This window comes from Streptomyces kurssanovii, assembly GCF_040677245.1.
GTDB classification, from domain to species: domain Bacteria; phylum Actinomycetota; class Actinomycetes; order Streptomycetales; family Streptomycetaceae; genus Streptomyces; species Streptomyces kurssanovii.
Genome location: NZ_JBFAQK010000015.1, coordinates 21161 through 39383 on the forward strand (window position 1 = coordinate 21161; position 18223 = coordinate 39383).

Sequence of the window (18223 nt, forward strand, 5' to 3'; positions counted from 1 at the left end):
CAGGTTCTCCGTCCACAGCGACATGGGAAGCGAATCATCGACACGAGTAGGTCGGCGCGTGCCGTCAGCCCGACGACGGCACGGTCCTGCGCAAGGGACTCAGCAGCCGGTCGGCGGCCACCAGAAGCCCTTCCACGACGAGGGCCAGCAGCGCCGCGAGCAGCGCCCCCGCGACCACCTGCGGGGTGTTGTACGTGTTGAACCCGGCGGTGATGATGCGGCCGAGGCCTCCCTGGCCGACCATCGAGGCGATCGTGGCCGTGGCCACGACCTGGACGGCGGCCGACCTCAGCCCGGTCATCAGCAGCGGATAGGCGAGGGGCAGCTCGACCCGCAGGAAGACCTGCCCGCCCGACATGCCCATCCCGCGCGCGGCCTCCACCACGGCCCGGTCGACCTCCCGCATGCCCACGTACGCGTTGGTCAGCAGCGGCGGCACGGCGAACAGCACCAGGGCGATGATGGTCGGCACATAGCCTGCGCTGCGCAGCGGCGTGAGCATGAACAGCGCGAGGACCGCGAAGACCGGCACGGCCCGGCCCGCGTTGGAGATGTTGACCGCGAGCGCACCGCCCTTGCCGATGTGCCCGAGCCACAGGGCGACGGGCAGCGCGATCGCACAGGCGAGGACGAGAGCGACACCGCTGACGTAGACGTGTTCCCCGAGCCGGTGCCAGGCCCCGCCCTCCCCGGACCAGTTGGCGCCGGTGGTGAGCCAGGTCCACGCACCCGGGACCACACTCATCGGACCTTCACCTCCGCCGTCCGTACGCGGGTCCAGGGGGTGAGCAGCCGCTGCACGCCGAGAAGCAGGAGATCGGCGACGGCCGCCAGCAGCACGCACAGCACGGACGCCGTGAGCACCTGGGCCTTGAACGTGGTCTGCACGCCGTCGTCGATCAGATTGCCGAGGCCGCCCTTGCCGACGAGCGCGCCCACCGTCGTCAGCGCGATCGTCGACACGGTCGCGATCCGGATGCCCGCCATCAAGGCCGGCAGGGCCAGCGGCAGTTCCACCTCCCACAGCAGGCGCGCGGGGCCGTAGCCCATGCCACGGGCGGCCTCACGCGCCTCCGCCGGGACCGCTTCGAGCCCGGCCATGATGTTCCGCACGAGGATGGTGAGGGAGTAGAGCACGAGCCCCGTCACCACCAGGGCGGCGGACAGCCCGAAGAACGGCAGCAGCAGCGAGAACATGGCCAGCGAGGGGATCGTGTAGAGCAGCGTGGTGAGCCCCAGCACGGGTCCCGCGAACCGCGGCCTGGCACGGGCGAGCAGCGCCAGCGGGAAGGCCACCGCCAGCCCGATCAGTACCGACGCGACGGTGATCCAGACATGCTGGACCGTCGCGTCGGTCAACTCCTGGCTGCGGGAGCGGATGTACTCGCCGCAGATCCAGTCGTTCGCCGCGAGACAGCTCCCCGCCGCCCGCTCCGTGCCCGCCCACCCCGTACTCATCCACTCCCACCTCCCCCGCGACCGCCGAACGTATGTCTGGTGACCATAACCCTGGCCACCGACAATCCCCCGGAACCGCCACAGTGCAGCAACATGGCTTTCACACAGCACCCGTCACAATGGGGAGTCATGATCCGGTTCGAGCACGTCACCAAGCGGTACCCGGACGGCACCACGGCCGTCGACGATCTCTCCTTCGAGGTCGCGGAGGGTGAACTGGTCACGCTCGTCGGACCGTCCGGCTGCGGCAAGACCACCACCATGAAGATGGTCAACCGCCTCATCGAACCGAGCAGCGGGCAGATCTTCGTGGACGGCCGGGACATCGCCGGAACGGACCCGGTCGAACTGCGCCGCCGTATCGGTTATGTGATCCAGCAGGTCGGCCTCTTCCCGCACCGGACGGTCCTGGAGAACACGGCCACCGTCCCCCGCCTCCTCGGCGTCAAGCGGTCCGCCGGCCGGGCACGCGCCGCCGAACTCCTCGAACTGGTGGGCCTCGACCCGTCCGTGTACGGCGACCGCTACCCGGAGCAGTTGTCGGGCGGCCAGCGCCAGCGCGTCGGCGTCGCCAGGGCACTGGCCGCCGACCCGCCCGTGCTGCTGATGGACGAGCCTTTCGGCGCGGTCGACCCCGTCGTGCGCGAGCATCTGCAGAACGAGTTCCTGAAGCTCCAGGCCCAGGTCCGCAAGACGGTCCTGTTCGTCACCCACGACATCGAGGAGGCCGTGCGCCTCGGGGACCGCATCGCCGTCTACGGACAGGGGCGTATCGAGCAGTTCGACGCCCCCGCCACCGTCCTCGGGGCCCCCGCCACCCCGTACGTGGCCGAGTTCGTCGGCGCGGACCGCGGGCTCAAGCGGCTGTCCGTCACCCCCATCGAGCCCGCGGACCTGGAGCAGCCGCCGGTCGTCCACCTCGACGATCCGCTCCCCCGCGACCTCGGCGCCCGCTGGGCCGTCGTCCTGGACGGCGAGGAGAACCTGCACGGCTGGATCTCCGCGGAAGGAGCCCGGCAGAGCGGTTCGGTGCGCGACCACGCCCGCCGTATGGAGGCCTGGCTGCCGGTGGGCGCCTCGCTCAAGCAGGCGTTCTCCACGATGCTCCAGCACGACGCGGGCTGGATAGCGGTGATCGACAAGGAGGAGACCGGGCGCTTCCTCGGGGTCCTCACACCGGCCCGCCTGCACGAGGCACTACGGCGCTCGATCGACGCGGACGCCCAGGACATCGCGCGTGCGGAGGTGGCCCTGGAGTCCATCGCGAGCGTCCCGCCGGCAGGCCCCGTCACGAAGGACTGAGCCGGCCGGCCAGCCACTGAAGGGCCGGCGGGATCTCCCGCCGCCAGGTGTTGAAGTTGTGCCCGCCGCTGTCGAGGACGATCGACGACACCCGCGCCGGCGCCTTCACCTTCTTGACGAAGGCGCGCGTCCCCGCCAGGTTGCCTTCCCCCTGCCGGGAGGTGGTGACCAGGAACGACGAACGGCCCTGCGGCAGATGGTCCAGGCTCCACAGCAGGTCGGCCCGCTTGCGCTCCCGGTCGTCGCCGTGGAACAGGTCACCGGTCGTGGGGTCCTCGGCCGCCTTGTAGTACGCCGAGAGCCCGACACCCGCCGAGAACCGCTCCGGATGGTGCAGCGCGATCTTCAAGGCGCAGTAGCCGCCCGTGGAGTTGCCCATGAAACCCCAGTTCCGCGCGTGGGTCCCCACCCGGTAGGTCTCGGACACGGCCCTCGGCAGGTCCTCGGCGAAGAACGTCTCCGTCTTCGGTCCCCCGGGCACGTCCACGCATTCGGTGTCCCGTGGCGGCGCCACCGTCGGCCGCAGCATCACCAGGACCATCGGCTGCATCCGCCCCTCCTTGGCCTGCTCGTACGCGGTCCTCGGGTATTTGAGGCCCTTGAGCAGGTTCTCCGCGGTGCCCGGGTAGCCGGTCAGCACGACGGCCGCCGGAAAGGTCCGCTCGCGGTGCTCCGCATGGAAGTACTCCGGCGGCAGATAGACGTACGCGGGGCTGTCGATCCCCGACTTGGCCCCGGACACGACCACCTTGTGTATCTGGCCGCCCGTCTCCGGGCGGGACGCGCCCGGCACGCCGGGTCTCTGCTTCTCGACGACTCTCAGGTGCGTGCCCTGCGAGTGGTCCACGACCACGCCCATGTCCTGCTGCTGCCCGAAGAGATCGGCCCAGGAGCCGTAGAACAGGAAGGAGTTGTTGGCCGCGAGCCCGACCGCGGCGAACAGCGACAACTGCGTGGCGAGCAGCAGACCGACACGCCCCGCCACGGCACGCGGTCGGCGGTGCGCCAGTCGCGGCCACAACCACACCGTGGCGGCGAACAGCAGCACGGCCGCCGCGGCGGCCAAGGCCAGGACTTTGTTACTGGTCAGACCCATGACTCGGGTGTGCCTTCCGTGTCGACGAATTCCGGATGAGGATGAACCCGCCTCCCCGAAGTCCCGTCCTAGAGGGCGCAAATCGTCCGGGCCGACCGACCTGAGGCCTTGGGCACGGGATCTCATCCGAAATCACGGGAAGCGATGTCTGCAACGGTAGATGGGGACAAATCAGGATCGGTTCCGAATCGGGTGCGCCGCCTGCTGCACGGCCCACGGCCCGAGACGGTCCCGGCCCTCGTCGGCACGGCATGCACGTTCGTCGGCCTGATCGACATCGGGGCAGGGATCTTCCCGCGGTTCCGGCACAGCCGGATGCACACGATCGCCGAGGTACTGCCGGGCGCCACCGGCCCGTTCGCCGCCGCGCTCTCGCTGAGCGCGGGCATGCTGCTGCTCCTGCTGGCGCACGGGATCAAGCGCCACAAGCGCCGGGCATGGCGGGCGGCCGTCGTGCTGCTGCCGGCCGGGGCCGTCGCGCAGTTCGTCTACCGGCACTCCGTCATCGGCGTGCTGCTCTCCCTCGCGCTGCTCGCACTGCTGCTGCGCCACCGGGGCGAGTTCGCCGCCCTGCCCGACCCGCGCAGCCGCTGGCGGGCGCTCGCCAACTTCGTGTCGATGGGCGCCGGTTCGCTCGTCGTCGGCCTGGTGGTCGTCAGCGCCCACCCCGGCCGGGTCGTCGGCGACCCGGGCCTCACCGACCGCCTGGAGCACGTCATCTACGGGCTCTTCGGCTTCGAGGGCCCCATCGATTACACCGAAGGGGTCTCCTGGACCGTCGGCTACTGCCTCGGCGCACTCGGCCTGCTGACCGCCGTCACCACCATCTACCTCGCCTTCCGTCCCGAGCACCCCGCCGCCCGCCTCACCGAGGACGACGAGCGCCGGCTGCGCGAGCTGCTCGCCGTCCACGGCGGACGTGACTCGCTCGGCCACTTCGCGCTCCGCCGCGACAAGGGCGTCGTCTTCTCCCCCAGCGGCAAGGCCGCCGTCTGCTACCGCGTCGTGTCCGGCGTGATGCTCGCGAGCGGCGACCCGATCGGCGACGTCGAGGCCTGGCCCGGCGCCATCGAACGCTTCATGGACGAGGCGAAGGCCCACTCCTGGACGCCCGCGGTGATGGGCTGCTCGGAGACGGGCGGCGAGGTCTGGACCCGCGAGACCGGCCTCGACGCCCTGGAACTCGGGGACGAGGCGGTGGTGGATGTCGCGGATTTCTCCCTCACCGGGCGCGCCATGCGGAACGTGCGCCAGATGGTGAAGCGCATCGAGCGGGGCGGCTACCGCACCCGCGTACGCCGCGCCCGTGATCTCACCGACGACGAGGTCCGGCAGATCCGCCGCGCCGCCGCCGACTGGCGCGGCACCGACACCGAACGCGGCTTCTCCATGGCGCTCGGCCGCATCGGCGACCCCGCCGACGGCGACGCCGTGATCGCCACCGCCCACAAGGCCGACGAGAGCGGGGCGTCCCCGTACGGCGACCTGAAGGCCGTCATCCACTTCGTCCCGTGGGGCACGGACGGCATGTCACTGGAGCTGATGCGCCGCGACCGGTCCGCCGACCCGGGCATGAACGAGCTGCTGATCGTCGCCGCCCTCCAGGCGGCGCCCGGCCTGGGCGTCGAGCGGGTCTCGCTCAACTTCGCGATGTTCCGGTCGGCGCTGGCCAGGGGCGAGAAGATCGGGGCCGGACCGGTGCTGCGGCTCTGGCGCGGGCTGCTCGTGTTCCTCTCCCGCTGGTTCCAGATCGAGTCGCTGTACAAGTTCAACGCCAAGTTCCGGCCCCGCTGGGAACCCCGGTTCGTGGTCTTCCCCACCACCCGCGACCTGCCCCGTATCGGCTTCGCCGCGATGCAGGCCGAGGGATTCGTCAATCTCTCGCTGCCGCGCCCCTTCGCCCGCCGGCGCACCCGGGCGCCGCGCCCCTGCGCCCATCTGCCGGCCCGGCCGGAACCGCGCGAGGCCCGCGCGGCATGACCGGGTCCGCCCCCCGTGCGTCACCGCCCCGGTGGGGGCCGTGGACGCCCGGGTGCGGCACGAGCACGGCCCGAGCCCGCCCCCGGCGCCGCACAGGTCCCGCACGAGCCACACCCGGCCACGAGTGGCATGGGCGTGGTCCGTACGGGCCTAGGCTGGGTTCCATGAGTACGTTGCGCGGACGGGGCACGGCCGACGGCCTGCCGGAGTGGGATCGCTGTGCGGTCATGGGAGTCGTCAATGTGACGCCGGACTCCTTCTCCGACGGCGGGCGCTGGTTCGACACCACGGCCGCGATCAAGCGCGGTCTCGAGCTGGTGGCCGAAGGCGCCGACCTCGTCGACGTGGGCGGCGAGTCCACCAGGCCCGGGGCCAGCCGGGTCGACGAGGAAGAGGAGCTCCGCCGCGTCGTCCCCGTCGTACGGGGCCTCGCCGCGGAAGGCGTCACCGTCTCCGTCGACACCATGCGCGCCGTGGTCGCGGAGCAGGCGGTCGCGGCCGGCGCCGTGCTCGTCAACGACGTCAGCGGCGGCCTCGCCGATCCCAGGATGGTGCCCGTCGTGGCCGCGACCGGCGCTCCGTTCGTGGTCATGCACTGGCGGGGCTTCAGCGAGGACATGAACAGCCGCGCCGTCTACGGCGACGTGGTCGCCGAGGTGGTCGCCGAACTGCGCGCCCGTATGGAGGCCGTCGTCGAGGGCGGGATCGCGCCGGAGCGCATCGTCGTCGACCCGGGCCTCGGTTTCGCCAAGCAGGCGGAGCACGACCTCGCGCTCGTCGCGCATCTCGCGGACCTGCGGGCCCTCGGCCGTCCGGTCCTGGTGGCCGCCTCCCGTAAGCGCTTCCTCGGCCGCGTACTGGCCAAGGACGGCCCGCCGCCGCCCGCCCGTGAGCGGGACGCCGCCACCGCCGCTGTCTCCGCCATCTCCGCCCACGAGGGCGCCTGGGCGGTCCGGGTCCACGAGGTACGGGCCACGGCCGACGCCGTCAGGGTCGCGCGGGCCGTCGAGGGCGCCCGGTGAGCCTGACCGACACCGAGCTCGTCGAGCAGGCGAACACCGCCTTCTACGAGACGATGGAACGCGGCGACTTCGACGAGCTGTCCGACCTGTGGCTGGACGACGACATCTCGTGCATCCACCCCGGCTGGCCGGTGCTCTCCGGCCGCGGGGAAGTGCTCCGCTCGTACGCCCTGATCATGGCGAACACCGAGTACATCCAGTTCTTCCTCACCGACGTGAAGGTGCACCTGGCCGGTGACACGGCGCTGGTCACCTGTACGGAGAACATCCTCAGCGGCGGTCCGGCGGAGGACGGCGGCGAGCTCGGGCCGCTCGTCGGCCAGCTGGTCGTGGCGACCAATGTGTTCCGCCGCACGGCCGACGGCTGGAAGATCTGGTCGCACCACGGCTCCCCGGTGCTCACGGAAACCGACGGCGAAGAGGACGAGAACGGCCCCTCATAAGTGGGTAGGGGCCAACAAGAGGGTTCGTCGCCGCGCATGCGCGGGTATACGCGCCTACCCGGCCTCTCGTGAGTCCTCCACGGCCCCATGGGCAGGTCCTGTCGGTGCGCGCAGGTAGATTCGAACGCGGGCACCACGCCATCCGCATGTGGCCGCGTGCCCGCAGACCTACAGAAGCAGGAGTGATTCGCGTGGATCGTGTCGCGCTGCGCGGCCTCAAGGCCCGTGGGCACCACGGCGTTTTTCCCAAGGAGCGGGAAGAGGGCCAGACCTTCATCGTCGACCTGGTGCTCGGTCTGGACACCCGCCCCGCGGCGGCCGACGACGACCTGGCGAAGACCGTGCACTACGGAGTGGTCGCGGAGGAGGTCGTCGCCGTCGTCGAGGGCGACCCGGTGGATCTGATCGAGACGCTGGCGGAGCGGATCGCCCAGGTGTGCCTCAAACACGACCCCGTCGAGGAGGTCGAGGTGGTGGTGCACAAGCCGGACGCCCCGATCACGGTGCCCTTCGACGACGTCACCATCACGATCACCCGGAGCCGAGTATGAACCAGGCAGCGAGCGACCCGACCGTGCAGCCGGTGCCGTCGTCCGTCACGGAACAGGTCGACGCGGCCGACGTCACCCTGTCCAACCCGAAGGACGCCGTGCTCTCCCTCGGCTCCAACCTCGGCAACCGCCTGGAGACCCTCCAGGGCGCCATCGACGCCCTGGAGGACACTCCGGGCCTCCGGGTGAAGGCCGTGTCTCCCGTGTACGAGACGGAGCCGTGGGGCGTCGACCCGGGCAGCCAGCCGTCGTACTTCAACGCGGTGGTCGTGATCAGGACGACCCTGCCGCCGTCCTCGCTGCTGGAGCGCGGCCAGGCCATCGAGGAGGCGTTCGACCGCGTCCGCGACGAGCGCTGGGGCCCGCGCACCATCGATGTCGACATCGTCGCCTACGCGGACGTCGTGTCCGACGATCCGGCCCTCACCCTTCCGCATCCGCGCGCCCATCAGCGTGCCTTCGTCCTCGCCCCGTGGCACGACGTGCAGCCGGAGGCACAGCTCCCGGGCCGCGGCGCGGTGGCCGAGCTGCTGGCCGGTGTGGGCGCCGGCGGCGTCCAGCCGCGCGGCGACCTGGAACTGCGGCTGCCCGAGTAGTCGTTAGGCTCGTACGGAACGATCTCCCGCGGCGGGGTCGGCGGGTCACGAACGACAGGCGAAGGGCGGCTTTCTCGGTGAAGCAACTACGGCTCGGTGTGCTGGCCGGTCTCTTCGCCGTGGCAGGAGTCCTTTCCTGGGGCGGCGCCCGCCTGTGGGACTCACTGGGCACCCTGCCGAGCGTGCCGCTGGCCGCGCCGATCGTGCTCGCCGCGATCGCCGTCGTCCTCGCCGCCACCGCGCTCTCTCTGCGCGCCCGCCTTCGGGCGCAGCGCGAACGCCGGCCGGGCGCCAAGGGCGTCGAGCCTTTGATGGCCGCCCGCGCGGTCGTCTTCGGCCAGGCGAGCGCCCTGGTGGCGGCCCTCGTCAGCGGCATGTACGGCGGCACGGGCGTGTTCCTGCTGGGCTCGCTCGACGTCCCGGCCCGCCGCGACCAGGCGATCTACGCCGGATTCGCGGTGGTGACCGGCATCGCGGTGATCGCCGCCGCCGTCTTCCTGGAGCGGGTCTGCAAGCTCCCGGAGGACGGCGACGACGAGAACGGCGGCGGCGCGGCCAGGACCTGACGCCGGGCCGCCACGCCACGGCCGGCTTCACGCCGGTCATCCGGTCATCCGGTCATCCGGTCATCCGGTCAGAGCAGCGTGCCGCCCTCCACCTCGGTGGACGACAGGATCGCCGAGAGCCGCTCGAGCACCTCCCCCGGCAGCTTCACCCTCCCCGCCGCCAGGTTCTCCTCGATGTGCGCGGGCGTCCGGCTGCCCGGAATCGGGACCGCGTGCTCGTCCTGGTGCAGCAGCCACGCCAGCGCCAACTGGGCGGGCGTGATCGACAGCTCGGCCGCGATGCCGCGGACCGGGGCGAAGCGGTCGTTGTTGGCCTTGAGGTTGGCGGCGGCGAAGCGCGGCGCGTTCTGCCGGAAGTCGCCTTCCTTGACCTCGCTGACGGCGCCGCTGAGGAATCCGCTGCCCAGCGGGGACCACGGCACGATACCCACGCCCAGTTCCCGTGCGGCCGCCAGCAGCTCCGGGTCGATCGGCCGCCACATCGACCACTCGGTCTGCACGGCCGCCACCGGGTGGACGGCATGCGCGGCGCGCAGCTGCGCGGCGGTCACATTGGACAGACCGAGGTGCAGGACGAGGCCGTCCTCGACCAGTTCGGAGACCGCGCCGACGGTGTCCTCCAGCGGCACCCGCGGGTCCGGGAAGTGCGGGTAGTACAGGTCGATCCGGTCCGTACCGAGGCCGCGCAGGCTCGCTTCCGCGTAGCCGCGGACATGCTCCGGCGCGGCGTTGACGGCCAGCTCGCCGAAGGCGAACCCGACGGGGAACGGATGCGGTTCGACACCGTCCGGCAGCCGGAAGCCGAACTTCGTGGCGATGGCGACCTCGTCCCGCCTGCCACGCAGGGCCCTGCCGATGAGCTGCTCGTTGTGGCCGTCGGTTCCGTAGCCGTCGGAGGTGTCGATGAACGTGGCGCCGGCGTCGACGGCGGCGAGCAGTGCCCGCTCGCCGCGCTCGTCGTCGATCTCGCCGTACACACCGGGGGAAAGGACCATCGCGCCGAAGCCGAGTGCGGAGACCTCGAGGCCACCGAGCCGGCGCGTGGGCAGCAGTTGTTCGGTCATGCGACCGATCCTTGCAGCAACTCCCGGTTGTCACCGGGGAGTTGACGAAGAACGCGGGCTCTGTCCGGAGTGTGGGATCAGTGCGCCATGATCAGGCTCATCGCCTCGTTGCGCGTCGCGGAGTCACGCAGCTGACCGCGGACCGCCGAAGTGATCGTCTTGGCCCCGGGCTTGCGGATACCGCGCATCGACATGCACATGTGCTCGCACTCGACGACGACGATGACGCCCCGGGGTTCCAGGATCTCCATCAGGGAGTCGGCGATCTGGGTGGTCATGCGCTCCTGCACCTGCGGCCGGCGCGCGAAGACGTCCACCAGCCGGGCCAGCTTGGACAGGCCGGTGATCTTGCCACTGGTGGACGGGATGTAGCCGACATGCGCCACACCCCTGAAGGGGACCAGGTGGTGCTCACACGTCGAGTACACCTCGATGTCCTTGACGAGCACCATCTCGTCGTGGCCGAGGTCGAACGTCGTCGTCAGGACGTCCTCCGGCTGCTGCCACAGACCGGCGAATATCTCCTTGTACGCCCGCGCCACGCGCGCGGGCGTCTCACGCAGACCCTCGCGGTCCGGGTCCTCGCCGACCGCGATGAGCAGTTCACGAACGGCGTTCTCCGCCCGCTTCTCGTCGAAATCGGCGAGATAGCCCTCGCCGTCCAGCGTCACCGGGTCGGTCATCTGTGCCTCGTTCCTCTGCTCCGACGTGGCGCGAAAACGCCGCACCTCCCAGGCTAGAACCCGGGAGGTGCGGCGTTCATTCCGGGCCGGTGGCCCTGGAGCGACGAATGCCCTGGTCAGGCCTCCGGACGCTCCTCCGGGACCGGCTCGGCGGACGCCTTGGTGACATCGGTCACCGTGGTCGCCGTGGCCGAGGCCGACGTCGCACCGTTCGCGGCGCCGTTGGTCAGGGCCAGCTCCTTGGGCGAGAGCACCGGCGGGCGGGTGGAAGGCGTACGCCGCGAGGAGCCGGTCCACGCCGGGCGGGCCGGGCGCTTCACGATCGGCGCGAAGATCTCCGCGATCTCCTCCTTGCCGAGCGTCTCCTTCTCCAGCAGCTGGAGGACCAGGTTGTCGAGGACGTCGCGGTTCTCGACGAGGATCTCCCAGGCCTCGTTGTGCGCGGTCTCGATGAGCTTCTTGACCTCTTCGTCGACCAGCGCCGCGACCTCTTCCGAGTAGTCGCGCGGGTGGGACATCTCCCGGCCGAGGAACGGCTCGGTGTTGTCACCGCCGAACTTGATCGCACCCAGCCGCTCGGTCATGCCGTACTGCGTGACCATCGCGCGGGCCGTGGCGGTGGCCTTCTCGATGTCGTTCGCCGCGCCCGTGGTCGGGTCGTGGAAGACGAGCTCCTCGGCCGCACGCCCGCCCAGCATGTACGCGAGCTGGTCGAGCATCTCGTTGCGGGTGGTGGAGTACTTGTCCTCTTCCGGGAGCACCATCGTGTAACCGAGGGCACGGCCCCGGGACAGGATCGTGATCTTGTGGACCGGGTCGGAGTTGGGTGAGGCCGCCGCGACCAGGGCGTGACCGCCCTCGTGGTACGCGGTGATCTTCTTCTCCTTGTCGGACATGATCCGGGTCCGCTTCTGCGGGCCCGCCACGACACGGTCGATCGCCTCGTCCAGCGCGTGGTTGTCGATCAGCTTCTTGTCGCCGCGCGCGGTCAGGAGCGCGGCTTCGTTCAGCACGTTCGACAGGTCGGCGCCGGTGAAGCCGGGCGTGCGCCGGGCAACGGCGCCCAGGTCCACGTCCGGAGCGACCGGCTTGCCCTTCTGGTGGACCTTGAGGATCTCCAGACGGCCCTGCATGTCCGGCCGGTCGACCGCGATCTGCCGGTCGAAGCGGCCCGGGCGCAGCAGCGCCGGGTCGAGGATGTCGGGCCGGTTGGTGGCGGCGATCAGGATGACGCCGCCCTTCACGTCGAAGCCGTCCATCTCGACGAGCAGCTGGTTCAGCGTCTGCTCGCGCTCGTCGTGGCCACCGCCGAGACCCGCACCACGGTGCCGGCCGACGGCGTCGATCTCGTCGACGAAGACGATCGCCGGGGCGTTCGCCTTGGCCTGCTCGAAGAGGTCGCGGACCCGGGAGGCACCGACACCGACGAACATCTCGACGAAGTCGGAACCGGAGATCGAGTAGAACGGGACGCCCGCCTCGCCGGCGACGGCGCGTGCGAGCAGCGTCTTACCCGTACCGGGCGGGCCGTAGAGCAGCACACCCTTCGGGATCTTGGCGCCCACCGCCTGGAACTTGGCCGGCTCCTGGAGGAACTCCTTGATCTCGTGGAGCTCCTCGACGGCCTCGTCGGACCCCGCCACGTCGGCGAAGGTCGTCTTCGGGGTGTCCTTGGTGATCAGCTTGGCCTTGGACTTCCCGAAGTTCATGACCCGGGAGCCGCCGCCCTGCATCTGGTTCATCAGGAACAGGAAGACCACGACGATCAGCACGAAGGGCAGCAGGGAGAGCAGGACCGAGACGAACGGGCTCTGCTTCGACGGCGAGACCGTGTAACCGTCCTCGATCTCACCGGCCTGGAACTTCTCCTGCAGCTTGTCGGCCAGGTCGGCGCCCTGGGTGCCGATGTAGCTGGCCTGCACCTTGCTGCTGTTGTCGACCTTCTGGTCTTCCTTGAGCTCGATCTTGATGATCTGCTCGTCACCAGTGGTGAGTTTTGCCTGCTTGACCTGGTTCTTGTCGATCGCCTGGACGACCTCGCCGGTGTCAACCGTCTTGTAGCCACCGGACGAGCCGACGACCTGCATCAGCACGACCACGGCGAGGACGGCCAGCACGATCCACATGACCGGCCCACGGAAGTATCGCTTCACGTCCATCCATACGGGGCGGTGTCGCCCCGTCCCTCCTGCCCGTAGGTAAATGCTGCTGTGAGAAAAGACAACTGTTCTTCGGACGGTACCTCAGCATGGACGCCGACGACCGCCTTCCCCTGCTCCAACGGCGAAAAGGCGGGCTTGGTTCCCCGGCGTGCCGTTGCTTCAGCCTCCGTAGACGTGCGGCGCCAGCGTGCCCACGAACGGGAGGTTCCGGTACTTCTCCGCGTAATCGAGGCCATATCCGATGACGAACTCGTTCGGGATGTCGAACCCGATCCACTTCACATCGATCGCGACCTTGGCCGCGTCCGGCTTCCGCAGCAGGGTGCAGACCTCGAGTGAGGCCGGCTCCCGGGAGCCCAGGTTCGACAGCAGCCACGACAGGGTCAGGCCCGAGTCGATGATGTCCTCGACGATCAGGACGTGCTTGCCCTTGATGTCGGTGTCGAGGTCCTTGAGGATGCGGACCACACCGGACGACTGGGTGCCGGCGCCGTACGAGGACACCGCCATCCAGTCCATCGTGACGGGGGTGGACAGCGCGCGCGCCAGGTCCGCCATCACCATCACCGCGCCCTTGAGGACTCCGACGATGAGCAGGTCCTTGCCCGCGTACTCTGCGTCGATCTTCGCGGCCAGCTCGACGAGCTTCGCGTCGATCTCTTCCTTGGTGATGAGCACCGACTGAAGGTCGGTGCCCATGTCCTTCTCGTTCACCCGCGTCGCTTTCTCTCGGCGGTTCAGCCTTGCCGAATGACCAGTCTGCCACCCTGGCGTCGCGCTTCGACCCGGCCGGGCAGGTTGATGGCGCCCTGACCGCGCCATCCGGTGATGAGACGGTCGACTTCCTCGACGTGCCGGGCGAACAGCGATCCGGCGGGCGCCCCGGCCTCGATCACGGCCCGGCGCAGCACCCGGCGGCGCACCGCGGGCGGCAGGACGTAGAGCTTGGCGCATTCCAGCCGGCCGCTCTCGTCCCGCACGGTGGCCTCCGCGTCGGCGGCCCAGCTGTCGAGGGCGTCGGCATCGTCGCGGGAGAGCTGGGCGGTACGGGCCAGGGCCTCGACGACGCCCTTGCCGAGCGCCTTCTCCAGGGCGGGCAGTCCCTCATGGCGCAGCCGGGAGCGGGTGTAGGCGGGGTCGGCGTTGTGCGGGTCGTCCCACACGGGCAGCGACTGGACCATGCAGGCCTTGCGGGCCGTCTGCCGGTCGATGTGGAGGAACGGCCGGCGGTAGCGGCCGGCGGTGCCCGATACGGCGGCCATCCCGGACAGCGAGCGGATGCCGGAGCCTCTGGCGAGTCCGAGCAGCACGGTCTCCGCCTGGTCGTCGCGGGTGTGGCCGAGCAGCACGGCAGCGGCCCCGTGGCGCTCGGCGGCGTCGTCCAGGGCGGCGTAGCGGGCGTCACGGGCCGCGGCCTCCGGCCCGCCCTCGCGGCCGACCCGGACGGCGATGGCCTCGACCGGGTCCAGCTGCATCGCGGTGAGGCGTGCGGCGACCTCGGCGGCACGCATGCCGGAGCCGTCCTGGAGGCCGTGATCGACGGTGATGCCGCCGGCCCGGACGGAAAGTTTGCGGGCCTCGAAGGCGAGGGCGGAGGCGAGCGCCATGGAATCAGCACCGCCGGAGCACGCCACGAGGACGAGCGGGGGTTCGCTCGCGGGCGCCGGGCCCGGGGCGGAGTGCGCGAAGCGTGCGGCGTTCTCTGTCTGGTCGGTGAGTACGTCGTGGAGTACGCGGCGGACCGCCAGGCGTATCGCCGCGACCGCAGGATGGGGACCCATGTCCGGTGCCCTTCGTGAACGGTTCGGGAGTGGGGTGACTCGGTCGAGTCGGACGATCAGGACGGCCACTGGACGAAGACCGTCACTCCGAGAGCAGTCACTCAGAGTGCGTCGATGGTGACAGAACTGAGCCAATACCCGAGCATTGCACGCCTATCCACAGCCCACGGTCCCTCGGACGGGTGATTGGAGGGGCGCCCTTCTGCCGATGCCCGCCTGTCTTTCGCGACTCTCCTCTACGGCGCGCCCTCCCCCTTGCGGTGCACTCGCGCGACCCAGTCCGCCGGTTTGGCGATCTCCGCCTTGGTGGGGAGCGTGTTCGGTGAGGTCCAGACGCGGTTGAAGCCGTCCATCCCCACCTCCTCCACCACGGCCCGCACGAAGCGCTCGCCGTCGCGGTACTGGCGCAGCTTGGCATCGAGCCCCAGCAGCTTGCGCAGCGCGAGGTCCAGCCGGCTCGCGCCACGTGCCCTGCGCTGCTGGAACTTCTCCCTGATCTCCGCGACCGAGGGCACCACGGCGGGGCCGACGCCGTCCATCACGAAGTCGGCGTGGCCCTCCAGCAGGGACATCACCGCGGTCAGCCGGCCGAGGATCTCGCGCTGGGCGGGGGTCTGCACCATCTCGACGATGGAGCGGCCGTCCTCGTCCTGCTCGCCCTCCGGACGCGCTCCGACGAGCGACTGCGCGGCCTCCCGGAACCGCTCGAGGACGGTCATGGGATCCATCTCGGTCTCGCTGAGGAACGACTGGATCTCGCCCTCGAGATGGTCGCGCAGCCAGGGCACGCCGGTGAACTGGGTGCGGTGGGTCTCCTCGTGGAGGCAGACCCAGAGCCGGAAGTCGTGCGGCTCCACCTGCAGTTCGCGTTCGACGTGGACGATGTTGGGCGCGACCAGCAGCAGCCGTCCGCCGCCGTTGCCCTCGGTGAGATCGCCGGCCGGCAGGTCGCGGCCGCCCGGTGCGAAGGTCTCGTACTGTCCCAGCACCCGCGAGGCCAGGAACGACAGCAGCATGCCGACCTCGACGCCGGTCACCTTGCCGCCCACGGCGCCGAGCACCGCGCCGCCGGGAGTGCCGGAGCGCCGTTCCTGCATCTTGTCCAGCAGCGGGCGCAGCAGTTCGCGGAAGCCCGCGACGTTCGCCTTGATCCAGCCGGCCCGGTCCACCACGAGGACCGGGGTGTCCCGTGGCGTGGCGCCCTCCGGGATCATCCGGGTGAACTCCCGGACGTGCTCCTCCGAGGCCTTGGCGTGGCGGCGGAGCTCGGCGACGACGGCGCGCGCCTCGTCCCTGCTCACGTCGGGACCCGGCCGCACGAAGCGGGTCGCGGTCGCCACGGCGAGGTTCCAGTCGACCATCTCGGCACCACCGATGCTCGTCATGCGTCAACCGTACGTTCTCGGCCCGTGCCGCGGAGAGGTGTTGTCGCCCGCCGATCCGGTCCCCCGGCCGGTTCGGGCCCCTGCCGTCAGGACACCAGGGCGGCCGCCAGCCGGTCGAGAGCGGGCTGCGCCTCGTAGGGTGAGGGTGTGTCCGCGGCGAGGAACGCGAAGCCGAGGAGTCGGCCGCCCGGGGCAACGACGGTGCCGGCCAGGGAGTTGATCCCGGTGAGGGTGCCCGTCTTGGCGCGGACGAGGCCGGTGCCGGCGGAGGTGTCGGAGTAGCGGTCCTCGAGCGTGCCGCTGAAGCCCGCGACGGGCAGACCGGTGAGGATCGGCCGCAGCTCGGGATGGGCCGCGTCCGCCGCCCGCGCCAGAACGGTCGTGAGCAGCGCCGCCGACACCTTGTCGCGGCGGTCGAGCCCGCTGCCGTCGGCGAACCGGGTCCCGGCCAGCGGTACCTGGAGCCGGCGGAGCTGCTTGGTCACGGCCCGTTCCGCGCCGGCGAAGGACGCCTTGTCGCCGGTGGCGACGGCGGTCTGGCGGGCGAGTGACTCCGCGATGTCGTTGTCGCTGTCGGTGAGCATGCGCTCGACGACGGACGACAAGGGCTCGGAGAGGACCTGCGCGAGCGGGACCGCCTCGGCAGCCGCCCGCCCGGGGGCGGGTGGCGAGGTGCGGATCCCGCGTTCGGAGAGCTGCTCCCGGAAGACCCGGGCCGCTTCGCCGGCCGGGTCGGCGCTGCGGGTGGCGGGCCCTCTCGTGCGGTCGTCGAGCCGGCCCTGACCGACCATGAGGGCGGTGACGGGGGCGATGTTGTCGTTGGGGCCGATGGGATGCAGGACGGGGCCCTGGTAGAGCGAACCGTCGTACACGAGCCGGACCGTGGCGGCCTTGCCGCCCTTCTTCGCGCCTTCCGCGCGATCACGCAGGGCGCTCGCCGTCAGGTCGGCGAGTTCGGCGAGACGGACCCGGTCGAGGGTCGCGTCGCCGCCTCCGACCAGCGTGATCGTGTCGGCGTCCGGAGCGGCGACGACCGTGGTGGGGATGCGGTGGTCCGGTCCGAGTGCGGTGAGGGCCGCGGCGGCCGTGGCGATCTTGACGGTGGACGCCGGGACCATGGGGGTCTCTGCCCGCCTCCCGTACAGCCGCTCGCCGGTGGTGAGGTCGACGACGCAGACGGCGGGCGCGGGGCCGAGGCCGGAGTCGGCGAGCAGCGGGCCGAGCGTCCCGGCCAGGCCGTCAGCCCGCGGGTCCTCGGCGGACACGGTCCGCGGGCCGCCGAGGGCCTCGAGCACGGAGGCGGCGGAGGGCGCCGGTGCGGGGCGCTTCGGTGCGGGCGCTTCGTGATGTGCGCCACCCGTGGGGCCGTGGGCCGCCACCCGCTGCTTCTCGGCCTTACGCTGACCGGAGTCCCAAGGTCCCGCCGCGGCCACCACCCCGGCGGAGAGGGTGAGGCCGACCACGGCAGCACCTGCTGCGAGCTGCCACGTCCTGACCTTCGGCACCTCGCACCAGCCCCTTTCGCGATCACACATGTGCGTGAGGGACACTTAATCACCAGTACTGCGTCTTGCTATGTGTTGATCATGGAGGAGCCACCCGTGGAGTTCGACGTCACCATCGAGATCCCGAAGGGTTCGCGGAACAAGTACGAGGTGGACCACGAGACCGGTCGGATCCGCCTTGACCGTCGACTCTTCACCTCGACCAGCTACCCGGCCGACTACGGTTTCGTCGAGAACACCCTCGGCGAGGACGGCGACCCGCTGGACGCGCTGGTCATCCTCGACGAGCCGACCTTCCCGGGCTGCCTCATCAAGTGCCGTGCCATCGGCATGTTCCGGATGACGGACGAGGCGGGCGGCGACGACAAGCTGCTGTGCGTGCCGGCGTCCGACCCGCGCGTGGAGCACCTGCGGGACATCCACCACGTGTCCGAGTTCGACCGCCTGGAGATCCAGCACTTCTTCGAGGTCTACAAGGACCTGGAGCCGGGCAAGTCCGTCGAGGGCGCCGACTGGGTCGGCCGCGCCGAGGCCGAGGCCGAGATCGAGGCCTCCTTCAAGCGCCTCGAGGCGCAGGGCGGCGCGCACTGACGCCGTACCGCTGACGTACGCGACGCGGGCGGGACACT

The 18223-nt window shown here is 70.8% G+C and carries 18 protein-coding genes; 8 read left to right on the top strand and 10 right to left on the bottom strand.

The annotated features are described in order from the left end of the window. Positions 1–64 precede the first annotated feature (64 nt). Together AB0K36_RS13730 and AB0K36_RS13735 are read right to left on the bottom strand one after the other, a co-directional pair. Positions 65–745 (bottom strand): ABC transporter permease, encoded by a 681-nt coding sequence (locus AB0K36_RS13730; protein WP_364592772.1) that lies wholly within the window; start codon positions 743–745, stop codon positions 65–67. Further along, a complete protein-coding gene (locus AB0K36_RS13735; protein WP_364592775.1) occupies positions 742–1458 on the bottom strand; it encodes an ABC transporter permease in 717 nt (238 codons plus the stop codon). The genes AB0K36_RS13730 and AB0K36_RS13735 overlap by 4 nt, the downstream gene beginning before the upstream one ends. Positions 1459–1587: 129 nt before the next feature. Between AB0K36_RS13735 and AB0K36_RS13740 the strand changes: the two genes are divergently transcribed. Further along, positions 1588–2760 (top strand): ABC transporter ATP-binding protein, encoded by a 1173-nt coding sequence (locus tag AB0K36_RS13740; RefSeq protein WP_364592778.1) that lies wholly within the window; start codon positions 1588–1590, stop codon positions 2758–2760. Here the strand turns inward: AB0K36_RS13740 and AB0K36_RS13745 are convergent. Then, a complete protein-coding gene (locus AB0K36_RS13745; protein ID WP_364592781.1) occupies positions 2747–3856 on the bottom strand; it encodes an alpha/beta hydrolase in 1110 nt (369 codons plus the stop codon). The genes AB0K36_RS13740 and AB0K36_RS13745 overlap by 14 nt on opposite strands. A gap of 144 nt (positions 3857–4000) precedes the next feature. On the opposite strand from AB0K36_RS13745, the gene AB0K36_RS13750 reads away from it, so the two are divergent. From AB0K36_RS13750 to AB0K36_RS13775, 6 genes are all read left to right on the top strand, one after another. Then, a complete protein-coding gene (locus AB0K36_RS13750) occupies positions 4001–5836 on the top strand; it encodes a phosphatidylglycerol lysyltransferase domain-containing protein (RefSeq protein ID WP_364592784.1) in 1836 nt (611 codons plus the stop codon). Positions 5837–6000: 164 nt separating this feature from the next. Then, the gene (gene folP / locus AB0K36_RS13755) at positions 6001–6858 is read left to right on the top strand and encodes a dihydropteroate synthase (RefSeq protein ID WP_364592787.1); all 858 of its coding nucleotides are present in this window, start codon (positions 6001–6003) and stop codon (positions 6856–6858) included. Next, entirely contained in the window at positions 6855–7301 is a 447-nt protein-coding gene (locus AB0K36_RS13760) for a nuclear transport factor 2 family protein (protein WP_189470390.1), read from the top strand. Before folP ends, AB0K36_RS13760 begins: the two co-directional genes overlap by 4 nt. Before the next feature lie 191 nt (positions 7302–7492). Continuing rightward, a complete protein-coding gene (gene folB / locus AB0K36_RS13765; protein ID WP_005314173.1) occupies positions 7493–7852 on the top strand; it encodes a dihydroneopterin aldolase in 360 nt (119 codons plus the stop codon). After that, entirely contained in the window at positions 7849–8448 is a 600-nt protein-coding gene (gene folK, locus AB0K36_RS13770; protein ID WP_189470392.1) for a 2-amino-4-hydroxy-6-hydroxymethyldihydropteridine diphosphokinase, read from the top strand. Before folB ends, folK begins: the two co-directional genes overlap by 4 nt. Positions 8449–8525: 77 nt before the next feature. Next, on the top strand, positions 8526–9014 hold the full coding sequence (locus AB0K36_RS13775; RefSeq protein WP_189470395.1) for a DUF3180 domain-containing protein: 489 nt from the start codon (positions 8526–8528) through the stop codon (positions 9012–9014). A 68-nt stretch (positions 9015–9082) separates the two neighbouring features. Here the strand turns inward: AB0K36_RS13775 and AB0K36_RS13780 are convergent, their stop codons facing one another. The 7 genes from AB0K36_RS13780 to dacB form a co-directional block, all read right to left on the bottom strand. Continuing rightward, a complete protein-coding gene (locus tag AB0K36_RS13780; protein ID WP_364592792.1) occupies positions 9083–10078 on the bottom strand; it encodes an aldo/keto reductase in 996 nt (331 codons plus the stop codon). 77 nt (positions 10079–10155) lie between these two features. Next, positions 10156–10761: a GTP cyclohydrolase I FolE gene (gene folE, locus AB0K36_RS13785; protein WP_364592795.1), complete on the bottom strand. Its 606-nt coding sequence runs from the start codon at positions 10759–10761 to the stop codon at positions 10156–10158. Positions 10762–10877: 116 nt separating this feature from the next. After that, on the bottom strand, positions 10878–12920 hold the full coding sequence (gene ftsH, locus AB0K36_RS13790; protein WP_189470402.1) for an ATP-dependent zinc metalloprotease FtsH: 2043 nt from the start codon (positions 12918–12920) through the stop codon (positions 10878–10880). A 162-nt stretch (positions 12921–13082) separates the two neighbouring features. Next, complete coding sequence (hpt, locus tag AB0K36_RS13795) at positions 13083–13622, bottom strand: hypoxanthine phosphoribosyltransferase (protein ID WP_037776439.1); 540 nt, start codon at positions 13620–13622, stop codon at positions 13083–13085. Positions 13623–13660: 38 nt separating this feature from the next. Continuing rightward, positions 13661–14704, bottom strand: a complete 1044-nt coding sequence (gene tilS, locus AB0K36_RS13800; protein WP_364592800.1) for a tRNA lysidine(34) synthetase TilS — start codon at positions 14702–14704, stop codon at positions 13661–13663. 236 nt (positions 14705–14940) lie between these two features. Further along, on the bottom strand, positions 14941–16089 hold the full coding sequence (locus AB0K36_RS13805) for a zinc-dependent metalloprotease (protein WP_364592803.1): 1149 nt from the start codon (positions 16087–16089) through the stop codon (positions 14941–14943). Between the two features lie 86 nt (positions 16090–16175). Continuing rightward, the gene (gene dacB, locus AB0K36_RS13810) at positions 16176–17624 is read right to left on the bottom strand and encodes a D-alanyl-D-alanine carboxypeptidase/D-alanyl-D-alanine endopeptidase (protein WP_364592806.1); all 1449 of its coding nucleotides are present in this window, start codon (positions 17622–17624) and stop codon (positions 16176–16178) included. A gap of 66 nt (positions 17625–17690) precedes the next feature. On the opposite strand from dacB, the gene AB0K36_RS13815 reads away from it, so the two are divergent. Further along, positions 17691–18185: an inorganic diphosphatase gene (locus AB0K36_RS13815; RefSeq protein WP_005314187.1), complete on the top strand. Its 495-nt coding sequence runs from the start codon at positions 17691–17693 to the stop codon at positions 18183–18185. The last annotated feature ends 38 nt before the right edge of the window (positions 18186–18223 follow it).